This window comes from Konateibacter massiliensis, assembly GCF_900184995.1.
Lineage (GTDB): Bacteria > Bacillota > Clostridia > Lachnospirales > Lachnospiraceae > Lachnotalea > Lachnotalea massiliensis.
The window spans coordinates 587,808-611,327 of sequence record NZ_LT860099.1 but is presented as its reverse complement, the minus strand read 5'-3'; the positions used below and the strand labels follow the sequence as shown (position 1 = coordinate 611,327).

General features: G+C 37.6%; 20 protein-coding genes. 16 read left to right on the top strand and 4 right to left on the bottom strand.

Going from position 1 to position 23,520, the window contains the following annotated elements:
- Positions 1 to 80: 80 nt before the first annotated feature.
- From kdpA to CTY48_RS08550, 13 genes are all read left to right on the top strand, one after another.
- Positions 81 to 1,820 (top strand): potassium-transporting ATPase subunit KdpA, encoded by a 1,740-nt coding sequence (gene kdpA / locus CTY48_RS08610; protein ID WP_099468094.1) that lies wholly within the window; start codon positions 81 to 83, stop codon positions 1,818 to 1,820.
- Positions 1,821 to 1,832: 12 nt separating this feature from the next.
- A complete protein-coding gene (kdpB, locus tag CTY48_RS08605) occupies positions 1,833 to 3,902 on the top strand; it encodes a potassium-transporting ATPase subunit KdpB (RefSeq protein WP_099468093.1) in 2,070 nt (689 codons plus the stop codon).
- Positions 3,903 to 3,918: 16 nt separating this feature from the next.
- Positions 3,919 to 4,524, top strand: coding sequence for a potassium-transporting ATPase subunit KdpC (kdpC, locus tag CTY48_RS08600; RefSeq protein WP_099468092.1), 606 nt, complete (start codon positions 3,919 to 3,921; stop codon positions 4,522 to 4,524).
- Positions 4,525 to 4,588: 64 nt separating this feature from the next.
- Positions 4,589 to 7,297, top strand: coding sequence for a sensor histidine kinase (locus CTY48_RS08595; RefSeq protein ID WP_099468091.1), 2,709 nt, complete (start codon positions 4,589 to 4,591; stop codon positions 7,295 to 7,297).
- On the top strand, positions 7,287 to 8,000 hold the full coding sequence (locus CTY48_RS08590) for a response regulator transcription factor (protein ID WP_331463153.1): 714 nt from the start codon (positions 7,287 to 7,289) through the stop codon (positions 7,998 to 8,000). Before CTY48_RS08595 ends, CTY48_RS08590 begins: the two co-directional genes overlap by 11 nt.
- Before the next feature lie 174 nt (positions 8,001 to 8,174).
- The gene (locus CTY48_RS08585; protein ID WP_236354839.1) at positions 8,175 to 8,498 is read left to right on the top strand and encodes a PadR family transcriptional regulator; all 324 of its coding nucleotides are present in this window, start codon (positions 8,175 to 8,177) and stop codon (positions 8,496 to 8,498) included.
- Positions 8,498 to 8,845, top strand: coding sequence for a DUF1048 domain-containing protein (locus CTY48_RS08580; protein WP_099468090.1), 348 nt, complete (start codon positions 8,498 to 8,500; stop codon positions 8,843 to 8,845). Before CTY48_RS08585 ends, CTY48_RS08580 begins: the two co-directional genes overlap by 1 nt.
- A 9-nt stretch (positions 8,846 to 8,854) precedes the next feature.
- Entirely contained in the window at positions 8,855 to 9,169 is a 315-nt protein-coding gene (locus CTY48_RS08575) for a DUF1048 domain-containing protein (protein ID WP_099468089.1), read from the top strand.
- A gap of 181 nt (positions 9,170 to 9,350) precedes the next feature.
- The gene (locus CTY48_RS08570; protein ID WP_099468088.1) at positions 9,351 to 10,583 is read left to right on the top strand and encodes a 6-phosphofructokinase; all 1,233 of its coding nucleotides are present in this window, start codon (positions 9,351 to 9,353) and stop codon (positions 10,581 to 10,583) included.
- Positions 10,584 to 10,651: 68 nt separating this feature from the next.
- Entirely contained in the window at positions 10,652 to 10,804 is a 153-nt protein-coding gene (locus tag CTY48_RS08565; protein WP_099468087.1) for a YdbC family protein, read from the top strand.
- Positions 10,805 to 10,836: 32 nt separating this feature from the next.
- A complete protein-coding gene (locus CTY48_RS08560; protein ID WP_099468086.1) occupies positions 10,837 to 13,101 on the top strand; it encodes an AAA family ATPase in 2,265 nt (754 codons plus the stop codon).
- Complete coding sequence (locus CTY48_RS08555) at positions 13,098 to 14,150, top strand: 5-methylcytosine restriction system specificity protein McrC (RefSeq protein ID WP_099468085.1); 1,053 nt, start codon at positions 13,098 to 13,100, stop codon at positions 14,148 to 14,150. Before CTY48_RS08560 ends, CTY48_RS08555 begins: the two co-directional genes overlap by 4 nt.
- Positions 14,151 to 14,314: 164 nt before the next feature.
- The gene (locus tag CTY48_RS08550) at positions 14,315 to 15,007 is read left to right on the top strand and encodes an alpha/beta hydrolase (protein WP_099468084.1); all 693 of its coding nucleotides are present in this window, start codon (positions 14,315 to 14,317) and stop codon (positions 15,005 to 15,007) included.
- A gap of 12 nt (positions 15,008 to 15,019) precedes the next feature.
- Here the strand turns inward: CTY48_RS08550 and CTY48_RS08545 are convergent, their stop codons facing one another.
- The gene (locus CTY48_RS08545) at positions 15,020 to 16,078 is read right to left on the bottom strand and encodes a tyrosine-type recombinase/integrase (RefSeq protein ID WP_099468083.1); all 1,059 of its coding nucleotides are present in this window, start codon (positions 16,076 to 16,078) and stop codon (positions 15,020 to 15,022) included.
- Positions 16,079 to 16,466: 388 nt separating this feature from the next.
- Here CTY48_RS08545 and CTY48_RS08540 point away from each other — a divergent pair, with 388 nt between their 5' ends.
- The 3 genes from CTY48_RS08540 to CTY48_RS08530 are packed head-to-tail and all read left to right on the top strand — an operon-like array spanning position 16,467 to position 18,314.
- A complete protein-coding gene (locus CTY48_RS08540; protein ID WP_099468082.1) occupies positions 16,467 to 16,847 on the top strand; it encodes a GntR family transcriptional regulator in 381 nt (126 codons plus the stop codon).
- Positions 16,840 to 17,712, top strand: a complete 873-nt coding sequence (locus CTY48_RS08535; RefSeq protein ID WP_099468081.1) for an ATP-binding cassette domain-containing protein — start codon at positions 16,840 to 16,842, stop codon at positions 17,710 to 17,712. Before CTY48_RS08540 ends, CTY48_RS08535 begins: the two co-directional genes overlap by 8 nt.
- The gene (locus tag CTY48_RS08530; RefSeq protein WP_099468080.1) at positions 17,712 to 18,314 is read left to right on the top strand and encodes a hypothetical protein; all 603 of its coding nucleotides are present in this window, start codon (positions 17,712 to 17,714) and stop codon (positions 18,312 to 18,314) included. The genes CTY48_RS08535 and CTY48_RS08530 overlap by 1 nt, the downstream gene beginning before the upstream one ends.
- Before the next feature lie 93 nt (positions 18,315 to 18,407).
- Here CTY48_RS08530 and CTY48_RS08525 read toward each other — a convergent pair whose 3' ends face one another.
- The 3 genes from CTY48_RS08525 to acnA all read right to left on the bottom strand — a co-directional run bounded on the left by CTY48_RS08525 (position 18,408) and on the right by acnA (position 23,484).
- A complete protein-coding gene (locus tag CTY48_RS08525; RefSeq protein ID WP_099468079.1) occupies positions 18,408 to 20,156 on the bottom strand; it encodes an ATP-binding cassette domain-containing protein in 1,749 nt (582 codons plus the stop codon).
- 223 nt (positions 20,157 to 20,379) lie between these two features.
- Complete coding sequence (locus CTY48_RS08520) at positions 20,380 to 20,727, bottom strand: cupin domain-containing protein (RefSeq protein ID WP_099468078.1); 348 nt, start codon at positions 20,725 to 20,727, stop codon at positions 20,380 to 20,382.
- 69 nt (positions 20,728 to 20,796) lie between these two features.
- A complete protein-coding gene (acnA, locus tag CTY48_RS08515) occupies positions 20,797 to 23,484 on the bottom strand; it encodes an aconitate hydratase AcnA (RefSeq protein WP_099470108.1) in 2,688 nt (895 codons plus the stop codon).
- Positions 23,485 to 23,520 lie beyond the last annotated feature (36 nt).

Here is a 23,520-nt window from a genome sequence, read left to right as displayed (position 1 = left end):
TAATACAGTTTTTATTTCGTAATTGTTATAGTAAGTATAGCAAATGAATTATGCTAAATCAAAGAATGGAGAGGAAAGAAATGGGAAACTCAATTATCCAATACATTTTATATGTAGGTATAACAGTAATATTGGCTATTCCGCTTGGAATGTATATCGGAAAGGTTATGAATGGAGAGAAGGTATTTTTATCTAAGTTATTAGTACCGTGTGAGAAAGGTATTTATCGTATTCTTAAAATAAATCAGGAAGAAGAAATGACATGGAAAAAATATACATTTTCAGTTGTGTGGGTTAGCGTTATAAGCTTTGTTATTCTAATGTTCCTATTAATGTTTCAGGGAGCATTGCCATTAAATCCTGAAGGTGTAAAAGGGCTAAGCTGGGATTTGGCATTTAATACGGCGGTAAGTTTTATTACGAATACAAATTGGCAATCTTATATGGGAGAAACGCAAATGTCGTATCTCACACAGATGATGGGGCTGACAGTACAAAACTTTGTGTCGGCAGCAGTTGGAATTTCGGTATTATTTGCACTGATTAGAGGTTTTGCAAAAATAGAACAGGAAGGCATAGGAAATTTCTGGGCTGATTTTACACGAATTATTTTATATGTATTGCTCCCCTTGTCCATCGTGTTATCCATATTATTGGTTTCGCAAGGGGGTGTTCAAAGCTTTTCATCCTATGAAAAAGTATCCCTAGTGGAGCCGATAACTCAGGAGGATGGATCCATAATTACAGAGCAGGTAGTACCAGAAGGCCCGGCTGCAAGTCAGATTGCGATTAAACAATTGGGTACAAATGGAGGTGGATTTTTTGGAACAAATTCGGCATTCCCGCTGGAAAATCCAACTGCATTTTCAAATCTGCTTGAAATGATATCAATTCTACTCATACCAATGTCTTTGTGTTTTGCTTTTGGTAGAAATATAAAAGATAAGAAGCAGGGGATTGCTATTTTTTCAGCAATGATGATTGTTCTAATACTTGCCCTAGGTGTTGTAGCATATAACGAACAAAGTGCAATAACCGGGCTAACAAAAAATAGTTCAGTGGATACGAGTGCTAATCATCAGGCAGGCGGCAATATGGAGGGAAAGGAAGCAAGATTTGGGATTTCATCTTCTGTAACGTGGTCAGTATTTACAACAGCTGCTTCCAATGGATCGGTAAATTCAATGCTGGATTCATATACTCCATTAAGCGGAATGACATTATTGTTACTCATGCAGTTAGGAGAAGTAATTTTTGGAGGAGTAGGCTGTGGGTTATATGGAATGCTGGGGTTTGCCATATTAACTGTATTTATTGCAGGATTAATGGTGGGAAGGACACCAGAATATCTTGGAAAAAAAATAGAGCCTTTCGAAATGAAGATGTCCGTATTAGCATGCCTTGCAACACCAATTGCTATTCTGGCGGGGAGTGGTATTGCAGCTCTTGTTCCATCGGTCTCAGAAGTTTTTCGGAATTCAGGAGCTCACAAGTTCTCGGAATTTTTATATATGTTTACGTCCAGTGGTGCAAATAATGGATCGGCTTTTGCAGGAGTTAATTCTGATACCATGTTCCTAAACGTTATTCTGGCGTTATGCATGTTAATAGCCAGATTTTTACCTTTGTTTTCCATACTTGCCATAGCAGGAAGCCTCGCAAAGAAGAAAAAAATTGCAACAACTTCAGGTACGTTATCGACAAGTAATGGAATGTTTATATTCTTACTCCTATTTGTTATTTTGCTAATTGGTGCATTGAGCTTTTTCCCTGCATTAGCATTAGGTCCAATAGCGGAATATCTTAGCATGGTTAGGTAGGAGGATACAAAAATGAAAGAGAACAAAAAGAAAATGGCTGATAAAAATATTATGAAAAGAGCTTTAAAAGATTCATTTACGAAATTAAACCCGAAGATACAGCTAGAGAATCCGGTTATGTTTTTAGTTTATCTGTCTTCTATATTTACAACAATTTTATTTGTATTTTCATTATTTGGGTATAAAGATGCTTCATCGGGATACATCTTAGGTATAACAATTATCTTATGGTTTACTGTACTTTTTGCGAATTTCGCTGAGGCGATTGCCGAAGGACGTGGAAAAGCACAGGCTGATTCATTACGTTCGGCGAAGAAAGATGTAGAGGCACACAAAATCTATTCATGCGACAAGAAAGAAAGCATGGAAAGTATTTCATCCTCTTTGCTCAAAAAAAGAGATCTGGTTTATGTGAAAGCAGGAGAACAGATTCCTGCTGACGGCGAAGTAATAGAAGGTGCAGCTTCTGTTGATGAAAGCGCCATTACAGGAGAATCAGCGCCGGTCGTTAGGGAAGCCGGTGGTGATAGAAGTGCGGTCACCGGAGGTACAACGGTAATTTCTGACTGGCTTGTTATTGAAGTGACCAGCGAAGCCGGAGAGAGTTTTCTTGATAAAATGATTGCGATGGTAGAAGGTTCATCTAGAAAAAAGACACCAAATGAAATTGCTCTTCAAATATTTTTAATAGCATTGACCGCAATCTTCATTCTTGTAACAGTGTCATTATATTCCTATTCTGTTTTTTCTTCAAAGGAAGCAGGCATTTATAATCCAATATCAATAACATCTTTAATTGCGTTACTTGTCTGCCTTGCCCCAACGACAATAGGCGCTTTGCTATCATCCATCGGTATTGCAGGGATGAGCAGACTGAATCAGGCAAATGTACTTGCTATGAGTGGAAGAGCAATCGAAGCAGCTGGTGATGTTGATATATTAATGCTCGATAAAACAGGGACGATTACGCTAGGAAATAGACAGGCAAGTGAATTTATACCAGTTGATGGGCATTCCATCGAAGAATTAGCGGATATAGCACAGTTATCATCACTTCCGGACGAAACACCGGAGGGAAGAAGCGTAGTAATTTTGGCAAAAGAGAAGTTTGGAATACGTGAAAGAAATCTTCATGAATTAGATATGGAATTTGTTCCATTCTCTGCAACAACACGAATGAGTGGTGTAAACATAAATGATATTGAAATTCGTAAAGGTGCTGCAGATTCTATGAAAGATTATGTTCTCATGTTTGGAGAAAATTATAGCGAAGAATGCGATAAGGTTGTCAAAAATATAGCAAATCAAGGCGGAACACCATTGGTTGTTTCGAAAAATCATATCATTATTGGAGTTATTTATCTGAAAGATATTATAAAAACAGGTGTAAAAGAAAAATTCGCAGATATGCGGACAATGGGAATTAAGACAATAATGATTACTGGTGACAATCCGCTTACCGCCGCAGCCATTGCAGCAGAAGCAGGGGTTGATGATTTTCTTGCTGAGGCTACACCGGAAGCAAAACTTGCAATGATCAGAGAGTTTCAGACAAAAGGTCATCTTGTCGCTATGACAGGAGATGGAACGAATGATGCACCAGCTCTTGCCCAAGCTGATGTTGCTGTTGCGATGAATACCGGAACACAGGCGGCAAAAGAGGCAGGGAATATGGTAGATTTAGATTCTTCTCCAACAAAATTGATAGAAATCGTTCGAATTGGAAAACAATTATTGATGACAAGAGGAAGTCTGACAACATTTAGTATTGCTAACGATCTTGCAAAATATTTTGCAATTATACCTGCGTTATTTATGGGATTGTATCCTGGCTTAGCGGCTCTTAATATCATGCGGCTTCATAGTGCGCAGAGTGCTGTGTTTTCGGCAATTATTTATAATGCATTAATCATAATTGCACTGATTCCGTTATCATTAAAAGGTGTAAAATACAGAGAAGTATCAGCAGGAAAACTTTTATCACAGAATCTTTTGGTTTATGGTCTGGGTGGCATTGTAACACCATTCATTTTTGTGAAATTAATTGATATGTTAATTGCTGCTACTGGGTTGATATCATAGAATAGAGGTGGAAATCATGAAAATAATAAAAGAAACATTTCAAAGAGCTGTCATTTTAGTAATCATAATGACAGTGCTATGTGGTTTTATATATCCGTTGACGATTACTGCAATATCACAAGTATTTTTTAACAATAAAGCAAATGGAAGTATAATCAAAGCAGACGGAAAAAAATATGGAAGTGAACTACTGGGACAACAATTTACTGGTGACAAATATATGTGGGGTAGAATCATGAATATTAATACGCAGACTTTTACAGATGCAAGCGGCAGTACACTATTGTATGCAAGTCCGTCTAACATAAGCACCACGAGCGAAGAGTTTGCAAAATTAGTTAATGAAAGAGTAGATAAAATAAAGGGTGCTAACCCAGATGCCGATGCAGATCAAATACCAGTAGATTTAGTCACCAGTTCCGGAAGTGGGCTTGATCCTCAAATCAGTTATACGGCAGCAAACTATCAAATCGAAAGAATAGCCAAATCAAGAGGTATTTCAGCCAGTCAGGTACAAAACATTATTGATCAGTACACAACGAACCGATTTGTTGGGGTATTTGGTGAAAAAGTAGTAAATGTTCTTAAGGTAAATTTAGCCCTGGATGGAATATTGGATTAACCAGTGATATAATGTAAGAATGCATAAGATGTATTCATGAATAAAAGTGAAAAGGTGAGGGTATATGGAAGAAAGGAAGCGTAATCCAGATGAGCTGTTAAAGCATATCGAAGAGATAGAAGAACAAAAAGGCAAAGGACATTTAAAAATTTTCTTTGGATACGCAGCGGGTGTCGGTAAAACATATACTATGCTTGAAGCTGCTCATGATGCGGTGAAAGCGGGAATTGATGTTGTGATAGGGTATCTGGAACCCCATACCCGCCCGGATACAATGGCATTGGCACAGGGACTCGAGATGCTGCCAAACTTAGTGATAACTCATAATAATATAAACTTGAACGAATTAGATTTGGATGCTGCATTACAGAGAAATCCCAAGCTGATATTGGTGGATGAACTTGCACATACCAATGCAAAATCATGCAGACATTTAAAGAGATATCAGGATATAAAAGAATTATTAAATGCCGGAATTGACGTTTATACGACTGTCAATGTTCAGCACTTGGAAAGTTTAAATGATGTTATTGCGGGTATTACAGGAATTGCTGTACGAGAACGAATTCCTGATTCTCTATTTGATGAGGCAAATCAGGTGGAATTAGTTGATGTAGAACCAGTCGAATTACTGGAACGTTTAAAGCAAGGTAAAATATATAAAAGTGCTCAGGCAGAAAAGGCACTAAATAATTTTTTTTCTTTAGATAATTTAATTGCACTCCGAGAAATTGCATTACGAAGAATGGCAGACAGAGTCAGTTTGATACAAGAAAAAAATTATTGGCTTAATTCGGACACAGAAGGCACTTCTGTAGAACATATTTTGATTTGTTTATCTTCCTCACCGTCAAATGAAAAAGTAATCCGTCAGGCATCTAGAATGGCAAAAGCATTTAGGGGTAAATTCACAGCATTTTATGTAGAAACACCAGATTTCTGGGAAATGTCGAAAGAGAATAAGGAGCGCTTAAATAAGAATATTCAACTGGCAGAACAGCTAGGGGCAAAGGTGGTTTCGTCATATGGGAATGATATAGTGGAACAAATTGCAGAATATGCAAAGGTAGCGAGAGTATCGAAAATAGTACTCGGAAGAACATACACGAAAAGAAATCTTTTTTCAGTTAAGGAAAGCTTTTCGATTAGGTTAACCAAAACAGCTCCAAATCTAGAAATCTTTTTGGTACCTGATTCGTATGAAAAGAAATATGTAGAAAAAAAGAAAAAGACAAAAACAATGCTTCGAAAAGAAAGTGTGCTATGGGATTCGTCAGCTGTTTTGGTAATCATGTGCATCGGTACAGTATTGTCAGAAATTATTAAAAACCTTGGCTTCAGCGAATCTAATATAACAATGATATATATACTAGGTGTATTGTTTACATCTTTGCTTACACAGAAAAGAATATTTAGTATAGCATATAGTATTTTAAGTGTGTTTGTATTTAATTTCTTCTTTGCGGAACCAACACATACTTTTACCGTATATGATTCAGAATACATTGTGACATTTTTAATTATGTTTCTGACTGCCATTATTAGTTCATCCTTAACACAGAAGGTTAAAAATTATGCCAAAGAAAATGCAAAGAAATCTTATCGAACAGAGATTTTGCTTGAAACAAGCCAGAAATTGCAAAAAGCTAATACTTCAGATGAAATCGCCAAAAATATAACAGAACAATTGGGAAAACTTCTGGAAAAAAATATATGCTTTTTTCTTGGTAACCCTGAACTTAATCCAATACCAACGGCATTCTATCGTAAAGACAGCAATGGTAAGGATATGGAACTGAGTCCGCAGGAAATCGTGGTAGCTGAATGGACATATAAAAATAATAAACATGCAGGCTTTTCGACAACAACACTTCCTGGTGCTAAATATCTGTACTTAGCTGTTAGGACTGGTGAAAAGGTGTTTGCAGTTATTGGAATAGATATGGAGAAGAAAATAATCCCTGCTTTTGAAAACGATATTATGGGTGCAATTTTGAACGAGTGTGCCTTGGCACTTGAAAAATCAGAGTTGATTCGGGAGCAGCAGAATACGGCTGTAAAACTCGAACAAGAACAATTGAGAGCTAATTTGCTGCGTTCCATTTCGCATGATTTACGAACACCATTGACGTCAATATCAGGAAACGCTGGAATTTTGATTGGCAATGATAAAAAAATAGAAGAGGTTCAGAGACAGAAACTTTATATTGATATATATGATGATTCCATGTGGTTGATAAATTTAGTAGAAAACTTGTTATCAGTTACAAGAATTGAAAATGGAACAATGAACCTTAATTTGCAGCCAGAATTGCTCAGTGATGTTGTGTTTGAAGCACTAAAGCATATAAATCGAAAGAGTGAAGAACATAAAATCACTGTGGTTGAGGAAGATGATATGCTTGTCGCAAAGATGGATGCAAAATTGATTATGCAGGTTATCATTAATCTCGTGGATAACGCTGTTAAATATACTTGTCAGGGCTCTGAAATTAACGTTAAAACAAAGAAACGAAAAGGCAAAATTGTAGTAGAAGTATCTGACAACGGGAATGGAATTTCTGATGAACAGAAAGAAAAACTTTTTGATATGTTTTACACCTTAGACAATAAGATTGCAGATGGTCGCAGAGGAATGGGGTTAGGATTGGCACTTTGTAAATCAATTATTATAGCCCATGGGGGAGAAATTAATGTTCAAAATAATATTCCAACGGGAACCGTATTTCGATTTACCCTGAAAGCGGAGGAGGTATTGCTTCATGATGAATGAAAAGCCGTTTATTTTAGTTGTCGAGGATGATATTCCAATTAGAAATTTGATTTCAACAACATTAGAGACGCAGGATTACAAATATTTGCTTGCAGAAAATGGAATGAAGGCAATAAGTGTTACGACAACAAATCATTTTGATATTATTCTGATGGATTTGGGACTTCCAGACATAGATGGAGTTGAAGTAATCAAAAAAATCCGCTCATGGTCGGTAATCCCTATTATAGTCATCAGTGCCAGAAGTGACGACAGAGATAAAATACTGGCACTAGATGCCGGAGCAGATGATTATTTAACAAAGCCTTTTAGTGTGGATGAATTACTTGCAAGACTCAGAGCTACTCTTCGAAGAATTAGATACTTAGAAACGCGGAGTTCGTCAGAAGAAGCAGTGTTTCAAAATGGTGATCTTGTCATAGATTATTCAGCATCAATTGTAAAAATTGGGAACGAGGAAATTCATTTAATGCCTCTAGAATATGGTATTTTGTGCTTGCTGGCGAAGAATGTAGGAAAAGTATTAACTCATAATTATATATTAGATAAAGTATGGACAAATTCATTGGAAAGTGATTTGGCATCATTAAGGGTATATGTTGCATCATTAAGGAAAAAAATTGAAAGTGACAAAAGCAATTCAAAGTATATACAAACACATATAGGGATTGGATATAGAATGGTAAAGATTGATACGGAGTAAATTAGCAAAAATGAGAAAGTATACTTTTAGGGACACTCGAAAGGGTGTCTCTTTTGGTGGCAGGGTTTGTAACAAAACAACCATTATTGACAAATTAGCTACTTAGTGTTACTATATAGCGGTAATAAGTAATACTTCATACAAGTCTTACTAAATAGAGAAGGAGGAATTGTATTGGAAAACCTAACGGAAATGCTCAAAGGCGTGCTGGAAGGCTGCGTTCTTGAAATTATAAACCGCGGAGAAACCTACGGCTACGAAATTACGAGACGGCTGAACGCCCTCGGCTTCACAGATGTTGTGGATGGAACGGTGTACACCATATTGCTTCGGCTTGAAAAAAACAAGCTGGTAGAGATCACCAAAAAACCCTCGGACATAGGTCCGCCACGAAAGTTTTTTGTACTCAACGACGCAGGGCGCGAGGAACTACAGAAGTTCTGGGAAAAATGGGAGTTTGTTGCATCAAAAATTAACGAGCTAAAGGAGATGAAATAATGAATTTTTGGGAATTGATTACAGGTAGTGACATGACTAAAGAATTGAAAATTTTTGAATCGCGAGCCAAAAAGCTACCGGATGATTATCAAGCGGCATGGGGAATAATTTTTGCCAATCTTTTGCCGCACGGAAATTTTACCGGTCGCAACCTTATGCCAATTCTAGACGGCGTGCTTGGCCTCCTTGAAGAATCAGCAGCGGACGGTCAGAGTGTCCAAGAGGTTTTGGGCGACGATATCAAAGGCTTCTGTTCAGCGTTGGCTGGCGAAGAAGGGGCAAAGTCTTATCGCGATAAGTGGCGCGAGCAGCTCAACAATAATATCGCTAAGAAATTAGGTAAATAGGAGGATAAAATGAGCATACAAGATATCATCGAAGGCAAAAAAGAGTGGCGGGCGCATATGGCGCGTGTAAAAGCGCTCCCGCGAGATTATCAGATTGTTTATAAAGAGCTTCAAAAATATCTCTTTAAGGTCGGTCCTGTTGACCTAACCGACGGAACGGGTTTGCTCTCAGGGATTGTTGAGCTTTTTGAGGAGGGTTCAGCCTCAGGGAAAGACGTTCTTGAAGTGACGGGCAGTGACGTAGCGGCTTTCTGCGACGACCTAATCAAAGATTCAAAAACTTACGCGGACATCTACCAGGAATCTGTTGATTCGAAAGTTTAAACTGTTGTAGTGCAGATTATTTATATTAAGAGATATTAGGGTTTTGGATGATGAATTAAAGATTATTTTTTTGAGTAGTTTACAAATTGGGCATAATACACTAAACTATTAATATGAATTGTTTTATAAAAATACTCGTATTCGATATGATTAACAGTCAATTAGAGAGGAAGGTATATGCATGAAAGGAAATGTAATCGTCGGACAATCAGGTGGACCAACAGCTGCTATCAATTCAAGTTTAGCGGGAGTATATCGTACAGCCAAAGACCGAGGGGCTGGCAAGGTTTATGGAATGCTTCACGGTATTCAGGGGCTGTTACAAGAAAGATATGTTGATTTAGCAGATTTCATCATTACGGAACTGGATGCAGAATTACTAAAAAGAACGCCTGCTGCTTTTTTAGGTTCTTGCCGCTACAAACTTCCGAAAATCCACGAGGATAAGGCAGTATACGAAAAAATATTTAGTATCCTTGATAAACTTGAGATTGAAGCCTTTATTTATATTGGCGGAAATGACTCTATGGACACAATTAAGAAACTTTCTGACTATGCCATTGTCACTGGACACTCGACTCATTTCATCGGCTGTCCCAAGACGATCGACAATGACCTTTCCCTCACTGACCACACGCCGGGTTTTGGAAGTGCGGCAAAGTACATCGGCACCTCGGTAAAGGAGATTATAAGAGACAGTTTCTGTCTGGAATATGAAAAGGGACTTGTATCTATTGTGGAAATTATGGGACGCAACGCCGGATGGCTGACTGGGGCTGCTGCTCTTGCAAGAGGTGAGGACTGTGCTGGACCCGATTTAATTTACCTGCCCGAGCTGCCTTTCGATATAGAAAAATTTGCCATCAAAGTACGGGAGCTTCTTTCAAAAAAGCCATCCGTTGTGATAGCCGTATCGGAAGGGATACGCCTTGAGGACGGACGTTATGTCTGTGAGCTTGGCCAAAACATTGATTTTGTAGACGCATTCGGCCATAGACAACTTTCTGGTACCGCAAATTATCTAGTAAGCTATATTGCGGGAGAGATTGGCTGCAAAACACGTGCCATCGAGCTTAGCAGCCTGCAGCGTGCAGCTTCACACTGTGCATCCCGAGTAGATATTCTGGAAGCATATCAGGTAGGTGGCGCAGCAGTAAAAGCAGCCGACGAAGGAGATACCGGCAAAATGGTAATATTGAACCGTCTCTCAGACGACCCATATCAAAGCGGTACAGAAGTAAAGGATGTCCATAAAATAGCTAACGACGAGAAATTGGTTCCCAGAAGCTGGGTGAATGAAGAAGGAAACTATGTAACGGATGCATTTGTTAATTATGTCCGTCCTCTTATTCAGGGGGATGTATCTCCGATTATGGTAGATGGTATCCCTAGACATTTGTTCCGTTTGACATGAACCATTTCGACACCCCGGCATAAATGAAAGAGAACAAAGTTATGAATGATATGTGTCATCAATGAGGAGTGTTGCCCGAAAATACAAAAGAGTGGAAGAAAGAAATTAATCTTATCAGTTGGAATGGTGCCACACTCAAATATGATATACGTGATTGGTCACCAGACTATGAGAAAATGGGGAAAGGCATAACGTTGACAGAAGAAGAATTGGACAAATAAGAGAAACTTAATTTAGGAGGCGGATTTTAACAATGGAGAATTATTTAGAAGCCAATAAAATTACGAAAGTAGGACTTGCAAGAATATATGAGCTCACGAAGGCTGTAGTAGAGAATAAAATGAAACAAGAAGAGGCAGTTCAGATACTTCTTGCTGAGATACCTATCTATGCAGCAACCAGCTATAAATATAATATATTGATTTTGAGAAGTATGCTGAAAGGTTCCTTGGTTAAAATTCATACATCTACGGATATAGCAGATTATTTCACTAGGCAGGTTGGATATGATTATGGGATCGAAGCTATGAAAAAATCACTTAAATCATATCTTTTAAATATTCAATATTACTATGAACAGACTGGAAATAAATCAACATCTATGCGAAATGCATTGACAAAAATTGCAGATGAAAACCATATTGAAATTTCTTTCGAAGAAGAGATTTTTGAAGGTCATTTTGTAAAACAAAAGAAAAATATATGGGTGTTTCAAGGGAATCCGAAGTATTACGATGTTATACGAGCGATAGATGAGTTGGACTCTATTGTATGGGGAGTTAATCAAAGTGAAAAGAAAATTAAAGCTGGTGACAAGGTATATATTTGGCAATCTGGGAAAGATGCAGGTATTGTGGCAAGTGGAACAATTACTACAGATCCTACAATGCATAAGCATGAAAAGGAAGACCCATACAGCATTTCGTTCAATGATGAAAAAGACGATAGTGAATATTTGGCAGTAGATATTGATATAGAACGAAGATTTACGAAAAATATTATATATCGGTCTCTTTTGAAAGCAGATAAAAGAACCAGCCGGATGGAGGTCATCACATATCCAGGTGCAACAAACTTTCGCGTCAAAGATACGGAAGATACAGTTATAGAAAGTATCATTGATGGAAGTTACCAAATGGTTCCATTAGATGATGTTGTTGAAGAGGAAACAGATACTGTTTCATACTGGATGTATGCACCTGGTGACAATGCATCTGAGTGGGCTGAATTTGAAAAAAAAGGAATAATGGGTATTGCATGGGATGAATTGGGAGATTTGAATGCATATATGACAAAAGCAGAAATGCAAGAAGGCATGCAAAAACATTATTCTGGTGACAGTACATACAAGAATTCTGCATTGTGTACCTATCAGTTTTCCAAAGAAATAAATGTGGGAGATATTGTTTACGTTAAAAAAGGAAATAATCTTGTGCTTGGCAGGGGGATTGTTGAATCGGAATATATATTTGACAGTACAAGAAGCACATATAAGAATATAAGAAAAGTTAAATGGACGAATGTTGGAGAGTGGAATAATACATATCGCCCAGCACAAAAAGCATTAACTAATATTACACCCTATTTAGAAGTTATTGAAAGTCTTGAAAAACTATTTGAGGAATCCATGGTAGATGGACTTGCGATGGGTCAAAAGGAATTAAAAACTTACTGTAAAGAAGATTTTTTACAGGAAGTTTTTATGACAGAAGATGCATATGACACTTTAGTGGAATTGATTACAATTAAGAAAAACGTAATTCTGCAAGGAGCGCCCGGTGTCGGCAAAACATTTGCGGCAAAAAGGCTCGCTTATTCTATTATGCAAAAGATAGATACCGATAGAGTAAAGATGGTACAGTTCCATCAAAGCTATAGTTATGAAGATTTTGTTTTAGGCTATAGGCCAAATGAAAACGGCTTCTCTCTTCAAAAAGGACCATTCTATCAGTTTTGTAAACTTGCAGAAGAGGATCCAGACAATCAGTATTTCTTTGTCATAGACGAAATTAATCGTGGAAACATGAGTAAGATATTTGGTGAATTACTTATGCTGATTGAGGCTGATAAACGAGGAAACAATTATGGTATTCAGTTGATATATGGAAAAGAGAAATTTTCTGTTCCAAAGAACTTATATATTATTGGAATGATGAATACGGCAGATAGAAGCCTTGCAATGATTGATTATGCACTTAGAAGAAGATTTGCTTTTGTAAATTTAGATCCTGGCTTCAATACTGATGGATTTAAACATGTTATTGAACAGGCAGATAATGACAAGTTTAATGATATTATTCAGGTTATAAAAGAAATGAATGAATTTATTTGCAATAGTGAACTGGGAAGTGGTTTTCAGATTGGACATAGCTATTTTTGTACGAATAAGCCAGTTGGTGACAGATATGTAGAAAATATAATTCGCTATGAAATTATTCCAGTGATAAAAGAATATTGGTTTGATGAAATAGATAGTTTTAATATGTGGAGAAGTAGACTAGAAGAGGTTATTAAATGAGTAATATCCGTATAAAAAACATTTATTATATGCTGTCCTATGCATATAAATCTTTAGTAGAAAATCGATTTGCATCATTAGATGTAGAAGAATTTGATAATATGGTTGATCTATGTGCAGCTATATTAGCGATTGGACTCCCTATGCAGATTAAACGTGGCTTAATAAGAGAATATCTAGATAATACGGAAGAGATGTCATCTATAAAGGGTAAATTAGAAGTAGCACAGTGTATTAAAAGACAATCACTTCATATGGGAAAAGCAGTTTGCAGTTATGATGAGTATACGGAAAACATTTTATTAAATCAAATTCTGAAAACAACAGCGATGATTCTCATAAAATGTGATAATGTAAAAGCAGATAACAAGAAAGTTTTAAAAAAAAGCCTTGTTTTTCTTGATGGAGTGTCTCCGATTGATGATATAAAGCATATCTCATGGAAAAGTATTAAATATAATCAGAATAATTCAACGTATAAGATGCTGATTAATATCTGCTATCTTGTGATTAACAATTTACTAATGTCCCAATCAAGGGGAGAATACAAGATGCGGGAATATGTTGATGAAATACATATGAATAAGCTATATGAAAAATTTGTCTTGGAGTATTTCCGAAAAGAACATCCAAAACTCCGTGCTAATGCAGATGTAATAGCGTGGCAGCTGGGAACTGATTTTAACTTATATCTTCCAGCAATGCAGACAGATATTACATTACATTATCAAGAGAATACGCTAATTATTGACACCAAGTATTATGCTAAAGGAACGCCTTTAGCAATGAATTCTCAGTATGGGAATCAGACTTTACATTCTGGAAATTTATATCAGATATTTGCATATATAAAAAATGTAGAACAAAAGTCTGGTGGAAAAGTAGCAGGATGTTTGCTTTATGCAAAAAATGAAAATGTGAAAGATTTAGATTTACCTTATAATATTTGTGGCAATGATATTATGGTAAAAACGTTGGATTTGGATAAGGATTTTAAGCAAATAAGAGGTCAATTAGATGAACTGGCAAAATATACATATGAATTATAAGAAGATTTAAGGATATTGTTATTGACTTACGCAAATTACGGAGACACAGTGATAAAGAGCATGATGTAATTAAGGTTTCAGATACAATAAATAAGTTAAACTGATATTCCTATTATATTTAGTATTAAACCTATGAGAATAATACCTCGATAGTTGGAGGAAAAATGAAAACACAAAGCATTAAAATTAACACCATCCCTGCTATTATTTGGGGAGAAAAATCAGACAAGATATATATCAATGTTCATGGGAAAATGTCTTGCAAAGAACAGGCAGAGAATTTTGCTAAAATAGCGGAAAGAAAAGGCTATCAAACACTTAGCTTTGATTTGCCGGAACATGGTGAAAGAAGAGAGAGTGATTATCGTTGTGACATTTGGAATGGTATGTTCGACCTTACAGAGATTGGTAACTATGCATTTTCAATGTGGAGTGATATTTCGTTGTATGCTTGTAGCCTTGGGGCATACTTTAGTTTAAATACTTATGCAGACAGAAAATTTATGAACTGTCTTTTCCAATCGCCTGTGTTAGACATGGAATACCTTATTCAGCAAATGTTTTGTTGGTTTAATGTGACAGAGGAAAAGTTATATATGGAAAAAGAAATTCCGACGCCTGTTGATTTATTGCGTTGGGACTATTATCAGTATATTAAAAAACATCCAATTAAAAAATGGGATATCCCAACTTCAATACTTTATGGAGGAAAAGACAATTTGCAATCATTAGAAGTTATTCAAAAATTTGTGAAAATACATGACTGCAAATTGACAATTTCACAAAGCAGTGAACATTCTTTTATGGAAAAAGAAGATATAGAAACAATTCGTATATGGCTTGAAGAAAACCTATGAAAAAATTTTTTCTTATTTTCCCCGAATAGAAACAGCATTTGCAGCCTTTCTCTTATGCTCATCCTCAATAGCAGCATAGTAATCGATGGTCGTATTAATGTTTTCGTGCCCTAAAACATCGGCTACAAGCCTAATATCGCCTGTTTCGCGGTACAGAGCCGTTCCGTAGGTACTTCTCAGCTTGTGTGGCGTAATTTTCTTGTTCGGAACAGACATTTTAGCGTATTTTTTGACAAGATTTTCAATTGCGTCAATACTAATCCGCTTGCATTGCATAGAATAGAAGAGTGCCTTTTCATGTCCGGATTCAGGAATAATGGATTTTCGCTCAAGTTCCATATAATCTTGCAGAACTTCCCGTACCTCCTCGCCAAAATAAAGTAAATCCTGGCCACCGCCTTTTCGAACGATTGTGATAGTATTTACTTGAAAATCAACGTCAGTATCATCTAAACCGGCGCACTCGGAAACGCGGATACCCGTACCTAACATAAGGGTTAAAATGGCTAAATCACGTTTTTTTGTTTTATTACAGAATGTTTGCTGCCTTTTTGACATTTGAGAGTTGCCGAACTCAATGGAATTCATAATTGCCTCAATTTCATAGTTGTTCATACGAATGATGTTTTTATCCTTTTTGATTTTGGGCAGCTTGACAAGTATCATCGGATTTTTTTCAATATATCCATGTTCATGATGATACTGGAACAATCCACGCAAAGGCGACATTTTTCTGGAAATGGCTTTTTTGCCGTTTTCGTGTTTTTCGCCGACATCGTTTAGCTCCAGATATCGTTGATACTCAACAATGTCTTCGGAAGCAAGTAATTCTATGTCGCGTAGCATAAAATCCTTTATTTCTTTGTTTTTGAAAACAGGATTTTTATCCTTAAGGAAACGGAAAAAGGTTAACAGGTCATAGGAATAAGAAACCAACGTACTTGTCTGGGTTCCAATTTCCTTATCGTGTATGTAGTCTATAGCAAATCCCGGCAATTCAGTCAGCAATTCACGAAGCTTCCTTAATTGATCCTTTTTCTTTTCTTTATAATATTGAGAGTCTTTACCCATAAAATCACCTCCATCTATATTATACCACACTATCTATCGGAAAAACAGATATTTATCCGATAGATGGAAAAATAAATATTTTAAAAACTCTTCTCTCCGGAATCTCTTCACTTACATTAATTTTACCATATTTACTGACATCCTAACATTATATTTTTAGCAAAAGATTTTTTTAACTTCCCCGGTGCCCTGAATATACAAAAAAGTACTGATTGAGCCTGATGTAACCTTAACGGCAAGGTAACTTCTGAGCCATTGCCTTGCTGGCTCAGATTATTTTTACTGATATGTTGATTTTTAATAATCACTTGACATATTTTTTGGCAGGTATTATACTTATATATAACACCACTATACAATAACACTCTCTAAGTAAAGGAAGAATGCTATGAAGTCAGTTCTGGACAGTAACCGACCCATCTATCTACAAATCAAAGAGACCATTGAGGAGGATATTCTCAACGGGCGGCTGGCACCGGAAGAACAGATACCATCAAACAGCCAGCTTGTCAACCATTACAACATAAATCCCGTCACCGTACTGAAGGGAATTAATCTTCTGGTAGATGAGGGCATAATTTATAAAAAACGAGGACTTGGAATGTTTGTGAGCCCCGATGCCCCTGAAATACTTAGAAAACGCTTTTCACAAGCATTTTTTAAGGAACAGATAGAGCCTCTAACAGCTTTGGCAAAACCTCTGGGCTTTTCCCTTGAGGAGATTCATGAAATGATCAATTTTGCTTGGAAAGGAGAAAAAAATGATTAATCTTGAAAATGTATCACTTAAATACGGAAACACCTTTGCACTCAATCATGTAAATTTAAAACTTCAAGAGCATGCAATTTGTGGAGTGCTTGGCAGGAACGGAGCCGGGAAGACCTCACTTTTATCGCTACTCTCCGCCTATCATAGACCAACCTCAGGAAAAATAACGATATGCGGTGAAAATCCTTATGAAAACAAAAATATATTGCCACAAGTTGCTTTTATTTCTGGTGATCAGAGTGAACTTGAAAGTAGCTTCAAGATAAAAGAGCTATTAAAAATAACAGCTGCACTCCGTCCAAACTGGGATGCCGCCTATGCAGAAAAACTCATAAAGCTGTTTGAAATACCCGCAAAGAAAACAATGGGTGACTTAAGTCACGGTATGCGTTCTGCAATACGTGTTATTATCGGGCTCGCCGGACAGACGCCTATTACCATATATGATGAGGCATATCTCGGCATGGATGCTGCCATGCGCAAACTTTTTATCAGCGAGCTTTTATCAGACTATATGCAGAGACCAAAGCTTATTTTGTTTTCAACCCATTTTGTCAATGAGATGGAGGGGCTTTTCAGCGAAGCCATAATTATTAACAAGGGGCAAATAATAGCTCACAACGACTGTGATAGCCTGCGATCAAAAGGAACAGCCGTATCGGGTTTAAGCGAGGTTGTAGACAGCTTCATAAATGGTCGTGAAATTCTATCCCAGCGAGCCTTAGGCCGGCAGAAAGAGGTTGTATTGTTTGGAGTGCTGTCAGAAAATGATCTCCTTGCTGGGGAAAAAGCAGGTCTTGAATTCTCTCATCCCTCACTGCAAGATTTATTCATCTATATGACCGAAAAAGGAGGAAAAGAGTAATGACGAAAAAAGCTTTGAAACTTCTACTAACAATACAGGCTAAGGGCACATGTTGGTTTATAGGTATCCTCGCCTTGACAATAGCTATACTTTTTATAGTATTTTCTTATGTAACAATTGATGATACTTCATGGATACCTCTTTCCATCACATATGCTCCTAAAATATACCTTTTAGTAATGGGGATTGTATATCCGCTGATTACAATAAAATTATATGTGTCACAGGGGCTGACCAGAAAGCATTTCTTTTGGGCCAATACAGGAGCCATAAGCATTTTATCACTGTTTCTGCTCATACCCGTTTTATTTTCGGTAATTTACTATGACAGCATTTCATTGCCGTCTGCAATTACACATTATTTGCAAATGCCCCTATTTTTTCTTATAGGCTGGACTTCTGTGGTAGGTTTTCAAATGAGAAAGTGGTATGCTGCATTACTTGGGATATTAGGTGCTATAGCGATGTTTCACAGTATAACTACAATACCTAGAATTCTTGCTTTATCAGACCTTGCCGCATTATGGTCCGTATTATTGTTATTAATTGTAGCGTTACTAATTCTGCCACGTATTATTTCTCAAATCCCATTGACAAGTTAAGTGGTTTTGCTTTTTCATCTTTATTCAAAAAATAGCCAGTAGTTTCAATCAGCTGGCTATTTTTTGAATTATGAACTTATTAATTAAATGATATCACTGCATTTTCATTTCTTTAATAAGTTCTTCTAATGGCTCCATCAAAACCTTTGCCTTTTCAAACTCATTCGCTCTAAGCAGCTGTTGAATTCTGGTCTCTGTCTCTTTTTTCTTCTGCTCCAATAATAGATAATCTTTGTCAAAATAATTGGCATAAATCATCTGTCGAAATTTGCGAATACTCATTTTGCGCACCGTATTGTTTTCTACCAAAAGTACATAGTCCATGCAATTAGCCACCGTATAATAATCATGGGACACCATAAGAATGGCACCTTTGTACTCTGAAATCGCCTGTTCTAATGCAATTTGCGCATAAACATCCAAATGTCCCGTCGGTTCATCCAAAAGCAGGAAGTTGGCGTTTTCTAATGAGAGCACCGCTAATTGAAATAAATCTTTTTCTCCGCCAGATAATTCACTTATTTTTTGGCCAAGCGTCTCTCCTTCAAAGCCATATTTTTTTAAATAGTTCTCTATATCATTTTTCGTATCAAAATCTTTTGCTTCGAAGATTTCAAACAACGTTTTTGCTTCATCATACAAGGAACCAGTAATCTGGGAAAACATGCTAACCTTTGCATCTTCGCTAATCCTGATTGTGTCTTTCCTATTTTCAAAAATTTCACATAGCATTGTTGTTTTTCCGGTTCCGTTACTCCCCACAATTGCTACATGGTCTGTGGGTTTCATTTCAAAATTCACATGTTCAAAAAGCTTCTCATCAAATGCAACACTGTAATCCGACAATTCCAGAATATTTTCATCTTCCACTTCATTTTCCAGTCCCAAATAAATCTCCGGTTGCTTGATATCCACGAAAGGTGCTTTTGTTCTTCTTGCTTTCAGTCGATCAACCAAAGTCTGCCTTGCATGTACAGCTCTTCCAAGAGTTGCGTTGTCCATTGCCGTCGCTTTCGCTCTGGATTTTTCTAAAATTTTACTCTGACGCTCAATTTCTTCCTCGTCTGTGACTGCTGCTTCTTGTAAATCAATTTTCGTAGCAAGAAGTTCATAATTATATTCTGTATAGGTTCCGTTAAATTCCTGAACATCCATATTTTCCATGTGAAGTATCTTGTTAAAGCAATGATTTAACAAGTACCGGTTATGCGTGATGATAAGAAGTGTTCCTTTGTGGGCATTGATTAGGTTTCTTAATGCATTCAGATGTTTAAAATCCAAAAATACATCCGGTTCATCCATAATAAGAAACTTTGGACTCAGCATCATCTCTCTGATCACCTGAATGAGCTTAAATTCTCCGCCACTCAGACTACTAATATTCTGTTCTTCTAACTTTTGAAGGTCAGCCAGTTTTAATTGCTTCTTGATATTGATTTCGTAAGACTCTCCATCAATCGCATTCCATTCATCTAATTCTTTTTGATATTCCTCGAAGATCTTTTCTAGATCTACAGCCGTCTCCATTTGCTTACAAAAGTCCAATATTTTCTGTTCATGCTTTACAAATTCATCGCTGATATATTGAAACACAGTCATATCTTCTTTTGGATCTAGTTGCGAAAATTGACTGACATATCCGATTTTATCGGTGTTGTCAATTACTATTTTTCCATCGTACAGATACTCTTCGGGGTGCATCAGTAAATCGAGTAACGTACTTTTTCCGGTACCGTTGGTACCAATCAATGCACAATGTACATTATCTTCTATTGTAAATGAAACTTCTTTATATAAATCCTTTTGCGGATATGAGTAGGACAAGTTTTGAACCTTAACCATGATTACCTCCTATGGCATTTATTTTTGGTATGATTTGATACAAATTTAACAATGTGATACTAGTAATACAAGATAGCCATGCTAATTATAACATGACAACTCCTATTTATCGATATCTAATTTAATAAACATAAAAGCTGTAAACAGCTTCACTTGTCATAAATAATAAAACCCTCAGCGTACTGAGGGTTTAACTTTAGAAATCAAGGCTAAAGATAAGTCATTAAACATTTGCATCTGTTGCAAAGGCCTCTGAACCCATTGGTGAAATCGTAACGAAAAGACGCAAGACATCTTCACCGGTGTTTATAACCTGCAAACTCTCCTGCCCATCAACCTGCATTAACTCTCCCACCTGCAACGAAGTTTCATTTCCATCTGTGACAACCTTGGCATTACCCTCCATGACCTGAAGGAAAAGGGTTGATTCGAGATGTGTGTGCCCCGGTAATATTTCTCCTTTTGCGATGTTAAGAACAAAGGCAATTACATTATCGCTTTTAAAAATCATCCGCTTAGCGATTTTTCCTTCTGGTTCATGAAAATAATCATTGAAAACAAACTTGTTCATAGATAAATCCTCCTTTGATTTAAGCTTAACTTTAATATCCCCTAATTGGGGCATATAATAACGGGTAACTCAGATAAATCTTGATCTTTCTTTTAAAATCATCGGTAAGATACCATCATTTTGATAATAGCGGATATCTGATTCCGAATCGAAACGAACTACCACTTCGAATTCAAGCTTCGTTCCATCCAGTCTTTGGGCGGTAACTTGTACGTGCTCTCTCACTCTGGGATTTGCAGACAGATGAACCGTAAAAGCTTCTTCACCAGTCAAACCAAGCGTTGCAGCCGTCTGATTAGACAGGTACTCCAGTGGCAGCACTCCCATCATCACTAAGTTAGAACGATGAATTCGCTCGTAGGACTCGGCAATAACAGCCCTGACACCCAAGAGCTTTACACCCTTTGCTGCCCAATCTCTGGAGGAGCCCATACCGTAATCCTTACCAGCCAAAATCAACAATCCGGTTCCGTTTTGCCGGTACAGATAGCTCGCATCATAGATACTCATAATCTCACCGGTAGGAAGGTAACGGGTAAAGCTTCCCTCTTTGCCGTCTGCCAGTTCATTATGCAGGCGGGTATTAGCCAGTGTACCGCGAATCATTACATGGTGATTGCCTCTGCGAGATCCATAGGAATTAAAATCCTTCTGCTCTACACCATGCTCCTGTAGGTAAACTCCGGCAGAGGAACTTACCGCAATATTACCCGCAGGTGAAATATGGTCGGTCGTAACGGAATCGCCCAGCTTGGCAAGCACTTTCAGGTTATTCAATTCAACGGCAGTCGTCTTGCCGGCAGTTAAATCATCAAAATAAGGTGGATTTGCAATATAGGTGGAATTCTTGTCCCAATTGTATGTGTGAGAATTTGTAATTGCAATATCATTCCAGCGTTGATTTCCATTATAAACTTCACCATATGCGGTACGATAACTTTCTGATGTGACATGCATTCTTACCTGCCTATCAATTTCTTCCGTTGTGGGCCAAATATCTGCTAAATAAACGTTTTCTCCGTCAGCATTCACTCCAATTGGATCAACCGCTATATTTTTGCGTAGATTACCAGCCAGCGCATAGGCAATCACCAACATCGGAGAACCGAGATAGTTTGCCTTAATAAGGGGATGAATACGACCTTCAAAGTTACGATTGCCACTCAGCACAGCCCCGCCCACCAGATTTGTTTCTTTCAAGACTGACTCAATTTCAGGTTTTAACGGTCCTGAGTTCCCGATACAGGTGGCACAGCCATAAGCAACAATATGAAACCCAAGCTTCTCCAGATATGGAATCAGTCCTGAACTTTCTAAATAACGGGTTACTGCCTGTGAACCGGGTGCAAAAGAAGTTTTTACCTTTGGAGAAACTGTCAAGCCCTTTTCCACAGCCTTTTTAGCCATCAAAGCGGCACCAAACAAAACTGTGGGATTCGAGGTATTCGTACAACTGGTGATAGATGCGATTAAAACATCTCCTGTTTTCAAAACATCTTGTTTTCCGTCCAGCTCAAACACATATTCCTTTTCCAGCTCATCTTCCTTAAGCCCGAATCCTTGATTCCCCATCGGACTGACAATTGCGCGTTCAAACGCCATCGATAGCTGATCCATCGGCACAAGGTCCTGTGGGCGCTTCGGACCGGAAAGGCTGGTCATCAGATCAGAAAGGTCGACCTCAATCACCTGACTGTATTCCACCGTATCGTTTGAGTCATAGAATAAGTGATTCGCCTTTAAATAAGCAGAAATTTTTTCGATTTCTTCCTGATTTCTCCCAGTCAATTCCAAATAACGGAGAGTTTCAGTATCCGGAGGACAATAACCGCAGGTGGAGCCATATTCGGGAGCCATGTTTGCAATGGTAGCGCGATCGGCAAGCGAAAGACTTTCATAGCCGTCTCCAAAATACTCCACGAACTTTCCTACCACATGTTTCTCACGCAGTACCTGTGTAATCTTCAGCGCCAAATCAGTTGCCACAATGCCTACAGGCATGCGGTTTATCAGTCGCACGCCGATGACTTCCGGCATAGGGAACACGGAAGGCTCACCTAGCATACAAGCCTCCGCTTCTATTCCGCCAACACCCCAGCCAAGCACACCCAAACCGTTAATCATCGTGGTGTGAGAATCAGTACCGAAAACCGAATCCGGCTGAAGAAAAAGAGCATTCTCTATTTTTTTCTCCGTTACCACCGGAGAAAGATATTCAATATTAATTTGGTGAACAATACCGGTATCCGGTGGAACAACTCGCAGATTAGAAAACTCTTTCTGAGCCCATTTTAACATCTGGTAGCGTTCCATATTTCGTTCAAACTCCAGCCTTGTGTTGCCAATGGCTGCACGCTCAGTACCTGCCATATCAATTTGAACAGAGTGGTCAATGATAAGATCTACCGGAATTTCGGGATTAATCTCACTTTCTTTCAGCCCAAGCTTAACAGCGGCATCACGCATAGAGGCTAAATCAACAATGCAAGGTACCCCTGTATAATCCTGCAACAAAATTCTGGACGGATAGAACTCGATTTCAGAGGTGATATTTTCTTTCCAGTTTAAGACTTTTAAAACATTGATTTGCAGTTCTTCCTCTGATTTAGAATTTCTTATGACATTTTCGAGTACAACACGGATTGAATACGGGATTTTCTTCAGATCAATACCGAACTCTTTGGCTGCCTTTTCTAAATCGCAATATTCATATTCCTGCTCTTTTACCCGAAGTTTTGAATTAAAAAAATGACGCAATTTATTTCCCTCCTTCTCAAAAATATTGTTGCCTGA